The sequence below is a fragment of the Facivitalis istanbulensis genome (assembly GCF_040560405.1).
Classification (GTDB): domain Bacteria; phylum Pseudomonadota; class Alphaproteobacteria; order Sphingomonadales; family Sphingomonadaceae; genus Sphingomonas; species Sphingomonas istanbulensis.
Map to the genome: position 1 here is coordinate 147,845 of NZ_JAVSCQ010000002.1, position 13,027 is coordinate 160,871.

Genomic DNA, 13,027 nt, shown 5'->3' on the forward strand with positions numbered 1-13,027 from the left:
AAGGGTTGGGCACGGATGGCGGTAGTGGAACAGGCGCATGGCGAGGATTCGGAAATCGCCGGCGCGGGCCAGTTGCATTACCGGCTAAGGCAGCAATCGGTGTTGGCGGCCTTTGGGATCGAGGCACTGCGGGCGCGGGACCTGGACCCGATGCTCCGGCGTGCGACCGAGCTATGCGCCGAGGGGATGCGCTCGCGCTTCTGCAAGTTTCTGGAATATCGCGCCGATCAGGATACGTTGCTCGTCCGCACCGGCGTCGGCTGGGCGGCCGGCGTGGTCGGGTCGACGGAGATGCGCACCGATCTGGGCTCCCCCGCCGGGTTTGCGCTTCAGACCGGGCAAGGGGTGATCTCCAACGATCTGGAAGGCGAGGAACGCTTCTGCACGCCCCGGTTCATGGCCGAACATGGCATTCGTCGCGCGATCAACGTCCTGGTCGAGGCTTCCGGCCGTTGTTACGGCGTACTGGAAGTGGACAGCCCCGACGAGGGGCGTTTCGAGGAAGCCGATCTCGCCTTCATGCAGGGGTTCGCGAACCTGATCGGCGTCGCGATCGAACGGCAGGAGGCGGAACGTCGTCTGGCCGAGGCGGTCGAGCACCAGCAACTGCTGACCCGTGAAGCCAGCCATCGGGTCAAGAACAGCCTCGCCCTGGTGTCGGCGATGCTGAACCTCCAGAAACAGGAGGATGACGACCCTCGCGTCCTTCGCATGTTGAACGACGCGCAGGCGCGCATCGCTGCGATCGCACAGACGCACGACCAATTGTGGCGCGGCGACCGACTGGGTGTCGTATCGCTCGACGATCTGGCGTGCGGCATTGCCGAGCAACTGTCGCAGCAGGCAAAGAACCATCGCATCATGTGCGATATCGAAGCGATCGAAATGAACGCCGATATCGCCATTCCCATCGGCCTGATGCTGACCGAATTGCTGACCAATGCGATCAAATACGCTTATGGCGAGGAGGGCGGCACCATCCATGTCGGCCTGCATGCGGCCGAGGGTCGGATCGTGCTCGCCGTCCGCGATTCGGGCCGGGGCTTGCCCGCAGATTTCGATATGAAGGCGGCGTCGCGCCATAGCCTAGGGATGCGAATGATCGCGAGCCTGGCGCGGCAGCTGCGCGGGGATATCCGGTTCGAGGATGCCGCGCCGGGCACCTGCGCGACCTTGACGATGCCCGATCCGCGCGATTGAGGATCAGCGGACCCGTTTGACGAAGGTCCGCCCGTCCTCACGCCGCTCGGTCTGGAAATTCGGGATCGCCTCGATCAGGTCGGACAGGCGCTTGAACCCGTAATTGCGTGTGTCGAAGCTCGATCTATTACCCGCCAACTGTCCGATCGCGGACAGGCTGGCAAAGCCGCGTTCGTCGCGTTTCACCGAATTATAGGCGTCGACCAGCAGCTTCAGCAGTTCCTCGTCGATCGGTTGCGGCGTGCCCGCTGTGCGACGCCCGTTTTCGATGGGCGGGGGCAGCGAATCGGCCAGCGGGACATCGGCAGTGGTTGGCTTGTTTGACGATACCGGGCGCGGCGTGTCGTTGATCAGCGCGCCCACATCGATGAAGCGGCTGCACGCCTGTTTGAAGGCCTCGGGCGTGCGCGAATTGCCAAAGCCATAGACGGGGAAACCGTCCTGTCGAATGCGAGTGGCCAGCGGCATGAAATCGCTGTCCGACGACATGATGCCAAAGCCGTCGATCCGTCCCCGAAACAACAGATCCATCGCATCGATGGTCATCTTCATGTCGGTGGCGTTCTTGCCCTTGGTCAGATCGAATTGCTGCTGCGGCTCGATTCCGTGCTTGACCATGACGTCGCGCCATCCTTTCAGGCCCGGCTTGGACCAGTTGCCATAGGCGCGGCGGACATTGACCGTGCCAAGCTCGGCCAGCACGGTCAGGACGGGGTCGATCGCGGCGGACTGGGCGTTGTCGGCATCGATGAGCAACGCGATGTTGCGGGTCAGGGCGTTCATGTCGGCACCTTAACAAACACGACCATCGCCGACCACCTCGTCCGTGCATCGAGTGGGGTCAGGCATGGGGATAGGCGATTGCGATGATTTCATATTCCCGGTCGCCGCCGGGCAAGGTGACACGACGCAGATCGCCGACCGAGGCACCGCGCAGCGCGCGGACGAGCGGGGCGTTCCACCCGACCCGACCCTGCCCCGCATCGGCCTCGTCATCCCCGACCAAGGTCAGGACGCGTTCGCGATCCTCCTCATCGACGATCGTCACAGTGGCGCCGAACCACACCTTGCTGCGATCTTCCTGTTTCGTGGGATCGATGACCTTGGCGGCCTTCATCCGCTTGGACAGCCAGCCCAGTCTTCGGTCGATCTCGCGCAGCCGCTTGCGACCATAGATGTAATCGCCATTCTCGGACCGATCGCCATTGCCCGCGGCCCAGGCAATGGTGTCGACCAGCTTCGGCCGTTCGACCGCGAACAGTGCCTCATATTCCCGGCGAAGCGCGGCATAGCCGGCGGGCGTGATATAATTGGGACGATCCATCACTCCGCTCTATCGCGCCCGCCGGCCCGATCAATGTCGGAACGATCAACCTGGGCGCGACTTGCCAAGATACCAGCTCAGCGGCGCGGCACCGTGGCTGGTGGCCCTGGCCGGGTTCATGAGGTCGTAGACGACGGCGTTTTCCAGCACCCGCTGCACATAATTGCGGGTTTCCATATACGGAATGGCCTCGATCCAATCGACGATATCGACCGCACCGGTGCGCGGGTCGCCATTCTGTCTCAGCCATTTGTTCACATTGCCGCTGCCCGCATTATAGGCCGCGATGGCGAGCGGGTAGCTGCCGAAATTGTTGCGAATCCGCTCGAAATAGCTTGCGCCAAGGCGGATCGACAGGTTCGGATCGGCCGTCAGCATGTCGGAGGAATAGGCCAGGCCGATCTTCCCCGACTGCTCGGCGGCGGTGGCGGGCATCAACTGCATCAGGCCGCGTGCGCCCGCATGGCTGACTGCCGCGCGGTCGAACTGGCTTTCCTGTCGGGCGATGGCGTGGATGATGGTCCAGCTGCTTTCATAGCCGCTGGGCACCGATACGGTCGGGAAGCCGGCCGCGGAATACTCGGTGAGCCCGTTCTGCATCGCGCTGCGCCCGACCATGACGGCCAGGTCGGGACGGTTGATCGCCCGCGACAGGTCGGCGGCGAGCAGATGATCGGTTTCGGTCGTGGCATCGACCGCGATCTGGCGGACAAAGGCGCTCTGGTCCTGCCATTGCCCGATCTGCCCCAGGAAGCGCGCGGCGCGCACTGTCTCGCGCGCGTCGAAGGCGGCGCGTTCGGTAGCGGGGATCGCCAGTGCCGCAAGGGCGGGCGGTGCGACCAGGGGACGGCCGGTGCGCTCAAGCGCGAGCTGCCCGTAGAATTGATCGCGATACTGTGCCGCGCGGTTGAAATATCCCGCAGCTTCGGACGAGTGCCCGGCGGCTTCCGCCGCGCGGCCGGCCCAGTAAAAGCCCTTGGCCCGGGTCTGGGGCGACTGGCTGCCCCGGCCATAGCGATCGAACAACGTCATTGCGTCGGCCCGTCGGCCCAGCTTCATCGCCGTCTGTCCGCCCAGCCAGACCAGGCTGGTATAATCGTCCCGCTCGCCATAGGGCTTGGTCGAGACATCGGTGCCGGGCGGATAGGCGTCGTCGACCTGCCGCGCGATATCATAGGCGGTTTGGAGCTGATTGTCGGCCGCCGCCGCCCGGGCGTTGACCAGCAGCGCCTCGTAGAATTTCTCGACATTGCCCGGCCGGTAGGTCAGCGAGCGCGACCGCGCGAGCCAGGCGCGCGCGCCCAGGCTGTCGCCGGTATCACGCATCCACATGGCGCGATCGGCGACATAGCCCGCGTCATTGGCGTAAAGCTCGGCCGTGGAGGCCGACAGGCTGGAGGCATCGGCCGATTTCGTGCGGAAGGCCAGCCGCGCGGCGAAGACCGGCCGCCGCGCCGTGCTGGTATAGCCCAGTTGCCGGGCCGCCGCACTCGTCTGTCCGCTCCACAACAGCGTGTCCATTCGCGCGTCATGATCGGCGGGGCTGAGCGCGGATCCGAATGTCGAGAGGACCAGGGCTTCGTCGGTCGGCGACAATGTGCCGCGCCGCCAGGCGGTGCGCGCGGCCTGCGTTGCTTCGCCTGGAGCCCCCGTGGCCATCAGCGCGCGGGCAAAGGCGACGCCGCCCGTCGCGGACTGGGGTGGGAAGCGTCGAAAAAAGGCCACGATGCTGCTGGGCGCGGCGGTATAATTCGCCGCCTGCCGCTCGGCGGCCCGGCGCAGGCCGCTCTCGCCCGGCCAGCCGGGATGCGCCATCAGAAATCCGGCATAGCTGTCGAAGGGCAGCGAATCGGTCTGTTGCAGCGCGCGCCACTGGGCGATGGCCGATGCGATAGCGCCATCGGCGGGCGCGGGAAGGCCCGAAGGGCTCATATTCGCCATTTGTGTCCGATACCGGTCGAGCTGGTCCTGCCCACCCGATGTCATCATGGTGCCCGCGAGGGTCGCGAGAAGCGCCGCCGATTTCGTCAATGCCATCATGGTGGACAGAATAGGGCGTCTACCCGTACATGTCCTGAACAATTTCCCATTTCAGCGCGGCAGGAGCGCGTTTCCTCTCATGTTTTCAGGCTCTATCCCGGCGCTTGTGACGCCGTTCGACGATCGTGGCGGTCATGTGGGCGGAGCGTTCGACGAAGCGAAATTCCGCGACTTCGTGGAATGGCAGATCGAACAGGGCTCGTCCGCGCTGGTCGCCTGCGGCACGACGGGCGAAGCCGCGACGATGCCCAAGGACGAGCATTTCCGGGTCGTGCGGGTCTGTGTCGAGCAGGCGCGGGGGCGGGTGCCGGTGATCGCCGGGGCGGGATCGAACGACACGATCGTCGCCGTCGAAAATCTGAAGGCCGCGCAGGCCGCGGGCGCCGCCGCCGCGCTGATGGTGCCGCCCTATTACAACCGGCCGAGCCAGGAGGGCATCGTCCGTCACTTCGCCGAACTGGCAAAGGACGCGCCGCTGCCGATCATTCTCTATAACGTGCCAGGGCGGACCGTGACCGATATCCAGGCCGCGACCCTGATCCGCATCGTCCAGGCCGCGCCGGATGTCTTTGTCGGCGTCAAGGATGCCAGCGGCGCGCTGGCCCGCGTGTCGCAGCATCGTGGCGCGCTGGGCCCCGATTTCTGTCAATTGTCGGGCAATGACGACCTTGCGCTCGCGTTCAACGCGATGGGCGGGATGGGGTGCATCTCGGTGACCGCTAATGTCGCCCCGCGCCTGAACGCCGATTTCCAGGCGGCCTGTGCCGCGAAGGACATGGCTCTGGCGCTGGAACTGCACGACCGGCTTTTCCCGCTGCATGAGGCGATGTTCGCCGACGCCTCGCCGGGGCCCGTCAAATATGCGGTCAGCCGAGTCGTGCCGGGCTTTTCGACCGGCATCCGCCTGCCGATGACCTGGCCGTCCGACGCGGCCCGGGCACAGGTCGACGCCGCGCTGTCGCATGCGGGTCTGATCTGACCCTTGCCCTGCTGCGGCCGCAATCCTGACCGACCCTCGCGTCGGCTGGGTTGGGTGGTGCAGGGAGTGGTCGGCCAATGCATTTGCTGTTCGCGGTCCTGTTACAGGCCGGTGCCGTTGCTGGTCCGTTTCTTCCACAGCCCAAACCTCCCGCGACCGCGCGGCGATGCCCGCCCAGCGAATCCGGTGAAGATGTGGTCGTGTGTGCGCGGTCGGCCGAGGCGGATCGTCTCCGCCCCATTCCCGATTATGGCGCGGGGCGGAGCTTGCCCAAGGCCGAAATGACGATTCCCGGTGTCGGCGCACTGGCCGGGGAGGTGGAGCAGGGTGGCGTGGGCGGCTTCCCAAGCAACCGCGCCATGATTCGCCTCAAGATCCCGTTGGGCGGGTCTCGTCGCAACTGACGCGCACGCTGTCGTCGAGCGCGGTCGCGAGGATCAGCGTGCGGACCCCTTGTGCGCGTGATGCGACGCACATGGAGTCGCGTGCACCATTGACGTTGTTGCGATAGCGTTCGGCATATTCCGCGACGAACACCGGCTTGCCCGCGTCGAGAAAGACCGAATAGCCGCCGCATTCGTCATATTCATGGCATTGTTCGTTGACCGCGAAATCGAAGTCGGGCTGAAGCGAGGCGAGCTGCGGGATATCGTTCTTCAACCCGATCGCCAGTCCGCGTCGATGGGCCTCGTCCGCCAGAAAGCGGCTATAGTCGAGCTGCATCGCGGCAGTCAGGCCCAGGCCGTTGTCATTGCCATAGCCATCGACATTGTCCGGTTCGACCCCGTCGCAGCCCTTGCTTCGCGCCAGGTCGAGCCGGGCGGTCATGACCTGTCGCACGCCTGCCGAATCGACGCGCAGCCAGCGTTCCCCGGCCCAGCCGTCAAGCGGTTTGCCGATGTCCTGGCTGGCGAATTGCGCGGCGTCGGGTCGCCAATTCTCCACGCTCCCCGCCGAGAAATAGCATATCACGCGGCGGCCCTGACCATGCAAGGCAGTGATGGCAGCCTGGGAGGTGTCGAACAGGTCGACGTCATAGGCGGTCACGGCATATGTCGTATTGAGGGTGCCGCTGAGCTGCCACTGCCAGCTTGTCGTACGGTCGGGTCGCCACCAGGTCATGGCGGCGGGCGTTGCGGTGGAACTGGCGGACGGTGTCGGGGTAGGGGCGGCAACGATCGCCGACGGGCCGCTGTCGTCGCTCCCGCCACCACAGCCGCTGATCGCCGGCAACAGGCAGGCGGCGCAGGCAAGGCCAAGGCGGGACGAGCGGATCATGATGCCGTCATCCCAGATTGATGGGCATCGAACCAGCCCCCGAACGACGAAAACCGCCGGTGCCATGCGGAAACGGGACGCGCGCACGACACCGGCTTTTCATCAGCCGCTCGAACGCCTACATCGGCCCGTCCATGCGCCCGAAACCCCAGACATTCGACAAGAAGAAGATCGTCGCCGAGAACCGGCGCGCCCGCTTCGATTATGCCATCGAGACGACCTATGAGGCCGGGATCGCCCTGACCGGGACCGAGGTGAAATCGCTTCGGTTCGGCGAGGGATCGATCGCCGAATCCTATGCCGAGGTTCGCGGTGAGGAGGTATGGCTGGTCAATTCCAACGTGCCTGAATTCAGCCATGGCAACCGGTTCAACCACGAAGCCAAGCGACCGCGTAAATTGCTCCTTCATGAGCGCGAAATAAACAAGCTCCATGGGGCGGTCGCGCGCGAGGGCATGACCCTGGTGCCGCTCATGATCTATTTCAACTCGCGCGGTCGCGCGAAGGTGGAGCTGGCGTTGGCGAAAGGCAAGAAGGCGCACGACAAGCGCGACGCGATCAAGGAGCGCGACTGGAAGCGCGAGCAGGGTCGAATCCTGCGCGACCGCGGCTGATGGACCGGGCCGCGCCGACCATCTGGAACCGAATCCTGGCCTGGATCCGGCGCAACATGCCGACCCGCGATTCGATGGAGAGCAGCCGCCTGCTGCGGCCCGTGGCGCACCGTGTGCTGGCACCCGAGCTATGGCGCTTCACCCGCCGATCGGTGCCGCGCGGCGTTGCGCTGGGCGTGGTGGCGGGGTTCCTGTTTCCCGTGGCGCAGATCGCGATCGCGGCCGTCTTTGCCTTGCCCTTCCGTGCCAATGTGCCGGTCGCCGCGCTGACGACCTTCATCACCAATCCGCTGACCACGCCGATCCTCTGGTTGATCGCCTATCGCATCGGGGCATGGTTCCTGCGGAGCCAGACGCCGATCGGCGCGCAGCCGGTGGCGGAGGCCGCGACCGGATGGCTGCAATGGGCGACCGGCACGTTCAACTGGCTGTGGGAACAGGGACCGGCTTTTGGGTTGGGCCTGTGTGCGCTGACGGCCGGATGCGCGGTCGTCGGCTATGCCGCAGCGGCACTGGGCTGGCGGATATGGATCGCACGAAAATGGCGTAACCGCAGCAGATCGGCGGGAATCTAGCCCGGTATATCGATTTGACTGGGCGTATCAGTCCGCTACAACAGTCGCATTACTGTCCTATTTGGGAAATCAGATGCGCTCTGTCCTGATCGCCGCCCTTCTCTCGACCGCTATCTCCCCCGCCATCGCGCAGACGGGCCAGGCCCCGCTCGACAAGGCCGCCATCGGTCCCGCCAACGCCAATGCCAAGAACGGTCCCGAAATCGGGGATTTCGGCTTTGACATGGCGGGCCGCGATATGGCGGTGAAGCCCGGCGATGACTTCTTCGATTACGCGAATGGCAACTGGTACAAGGCGACGACGATCCCCGCCGATCGGTCGTCCTATGGCATGTTCCATGTCCTGCAGGATCGCTCGCTCGAACAGACGCGGACCATTCTGGACGAAGCCGCCAAACGCCCCGGCGACAAGGTCGGCGATTTTTACGCCAGCTTCATGGATGAAGCGGCGGTCAACGCCAAGGGGGTCGCGCCGGTCAAGCCCTGGCTCGTCCAGCTGCGCGCGACCAGGGATCGCACCGCGCTGGCGGTCGAAATGGCCAAGCTTCAGCGGCAGGGCGTCGGTGCCCCCTTCGGCGTCTATATCGGGCAGGACGACAAGGCACCCGACACCTATATCCCGAGCTTCAGCCAGAGCGGCCTCGGCCTGCCCGATCGCGATTATTATTTGAAGGACGACGCCAAGCTGGCGACGATCCGCACCGCCTATCAGGCCTATCTTGCGAAGATGCTGACGCTCGCGGGCGAATCCAATGCCGAAGCGCGCGCGGCGGCGGTGTTCCAGTTCGAAAAGGCGCTGGCGAATATTCACTGGACGCGGATCGAGAGCCGCGACGCGGACAAGACCTACAATAAATGGTTGGCGGGGGACTTCGCCGCCAAGGCACCGGGCTTCCCCTGGGCGCAATATATGCAGACGCTCGGCGTCGCCGGCCGTCCCGCCTATCTGGTCGCGCAGCCGAGCGCCGTAACGGGCGAGGCAAAGATCTATGCCGAAACGCCGCTGAACGTCCTGCAGGACTATGCGATGCTCAAGGTGCTGCGCAGCTATGCCGGCTATCTGTCGCGTGATTTCGACAAGACCAACTTCGCCTTTTACGGCACCACCCTGTCGGGAACGCCGGAGCAGCAGGCGCGGTGGAAGCGCGGCGTCACCCTCGTCTCCAACGGTCTGGGCGAAGAGGTCGGCAAGCAATATGTCGCAAAATATTTCCCGCCTGAATCCAAGGCGGCCGCCGACGCGCTGGTCAGGAACCTGATCTCGGCGATGGGCGACCGGCTGCGCAACCTCGAATGGATGGCGCCCGAGACCAAGGCGAAGGCGTTGGCCAAGCTGGCCGCCTTCACCCCGAAAATCGGCTACCCGGACAAGTGGCGCGATTACTCCGCGCTGCGGATCCAGCGGGGTGACCTGGTCGGCAATGTCGCGCGCGCCAATGCCTTCGAGTTCCAGCGGGACCTGAACAAGCTGGGCCAGCCGATCGATCGCGGCGAATGGTTCATGACGCCGATGACGATCAACGCCTATGCCAACCCGCCGATGAACGAGATCGTCTTCCCGGCGGCTATCTTGCAGCCGCCTTTCTTCGATCCCAAGGCCGATCCGGCGGTGAACTATGGCGGCATCGGCGCGGTGATCGGGCATGAGATCAGTCACCATTTCGACGATCAGGGTCGCAAATATGATGCGACCGGCAAGTTGACCGACTGGTGGACGCCGCAGGACGTGGCGCGGTTCAAGACCTTCACCGATGCGCTGGTGAAGCAGTATGACAGCTATGAACCGTTGCCGGGCCAGCATGTGCAGGGCGGTTTGACGCTGGGTGAGAATATCGCCGATCTGGCCGGCCTGACCGTGGCGCTCGACGCCTATCACAAGTCGCTGGGCGGCAAGCCCGCGCCGATTATCGACGGGACGACCGGGGACCAGCGCTTTTATTATGGCTGGGCGCAGGTGTGGCGCATCAAGTGGCGTGACGCGGCGCTTCAACAGGCCTTGCTGTCCGACCCGCACTCACCGGGGCATCAGCGGGTCTTGACCGTGCGCAACCTCGATCCTTGGTATGCGGCGTTCAAGGTACAGCCGACCGACAAGATGGCGTTGCCGCCTGCGCAGCGCGTTCGCATCTGGTGATGATCCGGGTCGGGCGCGATCCATGGTGATCGCGCTTGACCCGTGACCGGTCGCCGGATGATGAGAATCGATATGGCGATCGCGTCTTCCAAAGCTCTTACCCCGCTGCGAACCGCCGCGCTCGTTTCGGTGTCGAGTGGCGTGGTGGCGGCGGCCCTGCTGTTCCTGGTGGTCCATGACTGGATCGTGGCGGCGGGGTTTCTGGGTGCCGCGATTCTCGTCTTCGGCGCGGTGCTGGGTTCGCGACTGCTCAATCCGCGCAATGCGTCGACGCGGCGGGCGATCGATTGGGATTTCGCGCGCGTCGTGGCCGATGCTAGCAGCGACGCGATCGCGGTAACCGACCGCGCGGGGCGGCTGGTCTGCGCGAATGACGCCTATGTCGCGCTGTTCCCCAGCATCCCGACGCCGCCCGGCGTGCCGCTCGACCCGCCGTGCGTCGAGGCGCTGGCGCAGGCCGGACGCGCCGCCTGGCGCGACGGGCTGGGCCGGGCGGACCGGATCGCGGTGATGGGGACCGAGTTGTCGGCGCTGGTGACGCGGGCCGGGGACGAGGCGGATCTGCTGGTCTGGCGCTTCGTCATCGCCGAAGAACAGGATCTGGCGGAAACGGTCGAGGGGCTGATCGGCGGGGTCCATGGCGATCGATTGGGCGCGGCGGGCGTGATGACGGCGCTGGTGACGCCCGATGGTCGCGTGCGTGCGGCCAATCGTGTCTTGTCCGCGCGCGCGACGGGAAGCGCCAGCCAGTCGATCATCGGTCGTGACTTCGCCGCCTTCCTGGCAAATGACGCGCGCGGTCAGGTCCGTTTCGCGGCCGAAGCCGACAAGCCGCAATGCCTGCGCATCCTGCAACTGCCCTTTGTCGAAGGCGATGGCGCCCCAATGCTGGTGGTCCTGCTCGACGAGGAAGAGCAGATCCTCGCCGGCGCGGGTACGGGCGCGGCCAGCCATGTGCGGGGTCTGGTGTCGCTCATGCCCTTCGGCATCGCGCTGGTGGATCGCGACGGACGATTCATCCAGATGAACTCGGCCTTCATGCGCGCGGCGGGGGTGAACGTCGCCAACCCACCACTTTACCCCGGTGATCTGGTGGTGCGCGAGGACAAGGCGGCGGTGGCGGACGCCATTCGCCGCTTCGCGGGCGGCGCGACCCATTCGGCCGACATGGCGGTCCGGTTGAAGGACCACCCCGAAGAACCCGTGGCGCTGACGATCGCGGGCGCGCGCGGCATGGGCGAGGCGGCGGTCCTGCTCAGCCTCAAGGACAATTCGGAGGAAAGCCGCCTCAAGCGCGAAGTGGCGCAGGCGACCAAGATGCAGGCGGTGGGCCAGCTCGCCGGGGGCGTCGCGCATGACTTCAACAATATCCTGACCGCGATCATCGGGCATTGCGATCTGATGCTGATGCGCCATTCGCCGGGCGACAGCGATTATGACGATATCCAGCAGATTCGGACCAACTCCAACCGTGCCGCCAGCCTGACCCGACAATTGCTGGCCTTCTCGCGCCAGCAGACGCTACGCCCGCAGATCCTGCAACTGCCCGATGTCGTGTCCGAGGTGTCGAACCTGCTCAAGCGCCTGTTGGGGGAAAGGGTGCGGCTCGACGTCAGCCATGGGCGCAATCTGGGCCCGGTCCGCGCCGATCCCGGGCAGTTGGAGCAGGTGGTCGTCAATCTGGCGGTCAATGCGCGCGACGCGATCCTGGACAGCAGGCCGGCGGGGGGCGGCACCCTGACGATCCAGACCCGCGCCGTTTCGATGGCCGATGTCCGCGCGATGAAGCACGACATCCTGCCGGTCGCCGATTACACGGCGCTGATCATCAGCGACAATGGCACGGGCATCCCGCCCGAAACCCTGCCCAAGATCTTCGAGCCCTTCTTCACTACCAAGGAACTGGGCAAGGGCACGGGGCTGGGCCTGTCGACCGTCTATGGCATCATCAAACAGTCGGGTGGCTATATCTTCGCGGATTCTCCTCCGGGCAAGGGCGCGACCTTCAGCATCTATCTGCCCGTACATGCCACGCCTGCGGTCACGACCAGCACGGCGCCGTCTGGCGCGCCGCCGGTGCGCACCACGACGCCCTGGGGATCGGGCACCATCCTGCTGGTGGAGGACGAGGACATGGTGCGCGCGGTGGCCGAACGGGCGCTGTCGCGCCAGGGCTATACCGTGCTGTCGGCCGAAAACGGCGAGGCGGCGCTGGAACTGCTCGACCGCCACGGCAAGCCCGACCTGCTGATTTCCGATGTGGTCATGCCAACGATGGACGGCCCCACGATGGTCGCGCGCGTGCGACAGCGTTATCCGGACCTCGCCGTCCTGTTCATGTCGGGATATGCCGAGGAACAACTGCGCAAGTCGATCACGCTGCCCAATGTCGGTTTCCTGCCCAAACCCTTTTCGGTCCAGCAACTGGCCGAAGCCACCCAGTTGGCGCTTAGGCAACAACCCGCTGGCGGTTAGCGTAAACCATGATATGGCGATGTCGATGACAGACCCCGTGCAGATCCTCATCGTGGAGGATGAACCCCTGATCGCCATGATGCTCGAGGATTTCCTCGACGTCCTCGACAAAAAGGTCGCGGGAACGGTGGATAACGTAGACGATGCTTTGGCCCGTGTGGCCGAAGGCGGCATCGACGCAGCGATTCTCGACGTCAATCTGCGCGGTGGCGAGACGAGCGCCCCGATCGCCGAAGCGCTGGCCGAGCGAGGCGTCCCCTTCGTCTTCGCCACCGGCGGGTCGGATGAGTCGGTCGATGAGCGCTTTCGCGATCGTCCCCGGTTGCAAAAACCCTTCACGATGGACGGCGTGGCGCAGGCGCTCGGGTCGCTCTGATCGGGGCGTGAAGCGGGTTCGCGCGATGGAGA

11 protein-coding genes are annotated in these 13,027 nt (G+C 65.3%); 7 read left to right on the forward strand and 4 right to left on the reverse strand.

The window, feature by feature from the left end:
* The first annotated feature begins 15 nt into the window (after positions 1 to 15).
* The gene (locus RN629_RS02120) at positions 16 to 1,200 is read left to right on the forward strand and encodes a sensor histidine kinase (RefSeq protein ID WP_407033614.1); all 1,185 of its coding nucleotides are present in this window, start codon (positions 16 to 18) and stop codon (positions 1,198 to 1,200) included.
* 3 nt (positions 1,201 to 1,203) lie between these two features.
* Here RN629_RS02120 and RN629_RS02125 read toward each other — a convergent pair whose 3' ends face one another.
* Genes RN629_RS02125 through RN629_RS02135 form a run of 3 tightly spaced genes read right to left on the reverse strand, consistent with a single transcriptional unit; the run spans position 1,204 to position 4,564 of the window.
* Positions 1,204 to 1,983, reverse strand: a complete 780-nt coding sequence (locus RN629_RS02125) for an NYN domain-containing protein (RefSeq protein WP_407033615.1) — start codon at positions 1,981 to 1,983, stop codon at positions 1,204 to 1,206.
* Between the two features lie 58 nt (positions 1,984 to 2,041).
* Entirely contained in the window at positions 2,042 to 2,524 is a 483-nt protein-coding gene (gene greB / locus RN629_RS02130) for a transcription elongation factor GreB (protein ID WP_407033616.1), read from the reverse strand.
* 45 nt (positions 2,525 to 2,569) lie between these two features.
* Positions 2,570 to 4,564 carry a lytic transglycosylase domain-containing protein gene (locus RN629_RS02135; protein WP_407033617.1) on the reverse strand — a complete coding sequence of 665 codons (1,995 nt, stop codon included), beginning with the start codon at positions 4,562 to 4,564 and terminating at the stop codon, positions 2,570 to 2,572.
* Between the two features lie 79 nt (positions 4,565 to 4,643).
* On the opposite strand from RN629_RS02135, the gene dapA reads away from it, so the two are divergent.
* On the forward strand, positions 4,644 to 5,543 hold the full coding sequence (dapA, locus tag RN629_RS02140) for a 4-hydroxy-tetrahydrodipicolinate synthase (RefSeq protein WP_407033618.1): 900 nt from the start codon (positions 4,644 to 4,646) through the stop codon (positions 5,541 to 5,543).
* A gap of 369 nt (positions 5,544 to 5,912) precedes the next feature.
* On the opposite strand, the gene RN629_RS02145 is transcribed toward dapA, so the two are convergent.
* Positions 5,913 to 6,821 (reverse strand): endo alpha-1,4 polygalactosaminidase, encoded by a 909-nt coding sequence (locus tag RN629_RS02145; protein ID WP_407033619.1) that lies wholly within the window; start codon positions 6,819 to 6,821, stop codon positions 5,913 to 5,915.
* A 134-nt stretch (positions 6,822 to 6,955) separates the two neighbouring features.
* Here RN629_RS02145 and smpB point away from each other — a divergent pair, with 134 nt between their 5' ends.
* From smpB to RN629_RS02170, 5 genes are all read left to right on the forward strand, one after another.
* Positions 6,956 to 7,435, forward strand: coding sequence for an SsrA-binding protein SmpB (smpB, locus tag RN629_RS02150; protein WP_175312120.1), 480 nt, complete (start codon positions 6,956 to 6,958; stop codon positions 7,433 to 7,435).
* Positions 7,435 to 8,010: a DUF2062 domain-containing protein gene (locus tag RN629_RS02155; RefSeq protein ID WP_407033620.1), complete on the forward strand. Its 576-nt coding sequence runs from the start codon at positions 7,435 to 7,437 to the stop codon at positions 8,008 to 8,010. Before smpB ends, RN629_RS02155 begins: the two co-directional genes overlap by 1 nt.
* Positions 8,011 to 8,083: 73 nt before the next feature.
* Positions 8,084 to 10,144: a M13 family metallopeptidase gene (locus tag RN629_RS02160; protein WP_407033621.1), complete on the forward strand. Its 2,061-nt coding sequence runs from the start codon at positions 8,084 to 8,086 to the stop codon at positions 10,142 to 10,144.
* 72 nt (positions 10,145 to 10,216) lie between these two features.
* Positions 10,217 to 12,619, forward strand: a complete 2,403-nt coding sequence (locus tag RN629_RS02165) for a hybrid sensor histidine kinase/response regulator (protein ID WP_407033622.1) — start codon at positions 10,217 to 10,219, stop codon at positions 12,617 to 12,619.
* Positions 12,620 to 12,632: 13 nt separating this feature from the next.
* Positions 12,633 to 12,995 carry a response regulator gene (locus RN629_RS02170; protein WP_455189830.1) on the forward strand — a complete coding sequence of 121 codons (363 nt, stop codon included), beginning with the start codon at positions 12,633 to 12,635 and terminating at the stop codon, positions 12,993 to 12,995.
* Positions 12,996 to 13,027: the final 32 nt, after the last annotated feature.

Excerpts from the sequence above, each read along its gene's own strand:
- RN629_RS02155 (WP_407033620.1), top strand. The coding sequence starts at position 7,435 with ATGGACCGGGCCGCGCCGACCATCTGGAACCGAATCCTGGCCTGGATC.
- RN629_RS02125 (WP_407033615.1), bottom strand. The coding sequence starts at position 1,983 with ATGAACGCCCTGACCCGCAACATCGCGTTGCTCATCGATGCCGACAAC.
- RN629_RS02135 (WP_407033617.1), bottom strand. The coding sequence starts at position 4,564 with ATGATGGCATTGACGAAATCGGCGGCGCTTCTCGCGACCCTCGCGGGC.
- smpB (WP_175312120.1), top strand. The coding sequence starts at position 6,956 with ATGCGCCCGAAACCCCAGACATTCGACAAGAAGAAGATCGTCGCCGAG.
- RN629_RS02120 (WP_407033614.1), top strand. The coding sequence starts at position 16 with ATGGCGGTAGTGGAACAGGCGCATGGCGAGGATTCGGAAATCGCCGGC.
- RN629_RS02160 (WP_407033621.1), top strand. The coding sequence starts at position 8,084 with ATGCGCTCTGTCCTGATCGCCGCCCTTCTCTCGACCGCTATCTCCCCC.
- dapA (WP_407033618.1), top strand. The coding sequence starts at position 4,644 with ATGTTTTCAGGCTCTATCCCGGCGCTTGTGACGCCGTTCGACGATCGT.
- RN629_RS02145 (WP_407033619.1), bottom strand. The coding sequence starts at position 6,821 with ATGATCCGCTCGTCCCGCCTTGGCCTTGCCTGCGCCGCCTGCCTGTTG.
- RN629_RS02170 (WP_455189830.1), top strand. The coding sequence starts at position 12,633 with ATGGCGATGTCGATGACAGACCCCGTGCAGATCCTCATCGTGGAGGAT.
- greB (WP_407033616.1), bottom strand. The coding sequence starts at position 2,524 with ATGGATCGTCCCAATTATATCACGCCCGCCGGCTATGCCGCGCTTCGC.
- RN629_RS02165 (WP_407033622.1), top strand. The coding sequence starts at position 10,217 with ATGGCGATCGCGTCTTCCAAAGCTCTTACCCCGCTGCGAACCGCCGCG.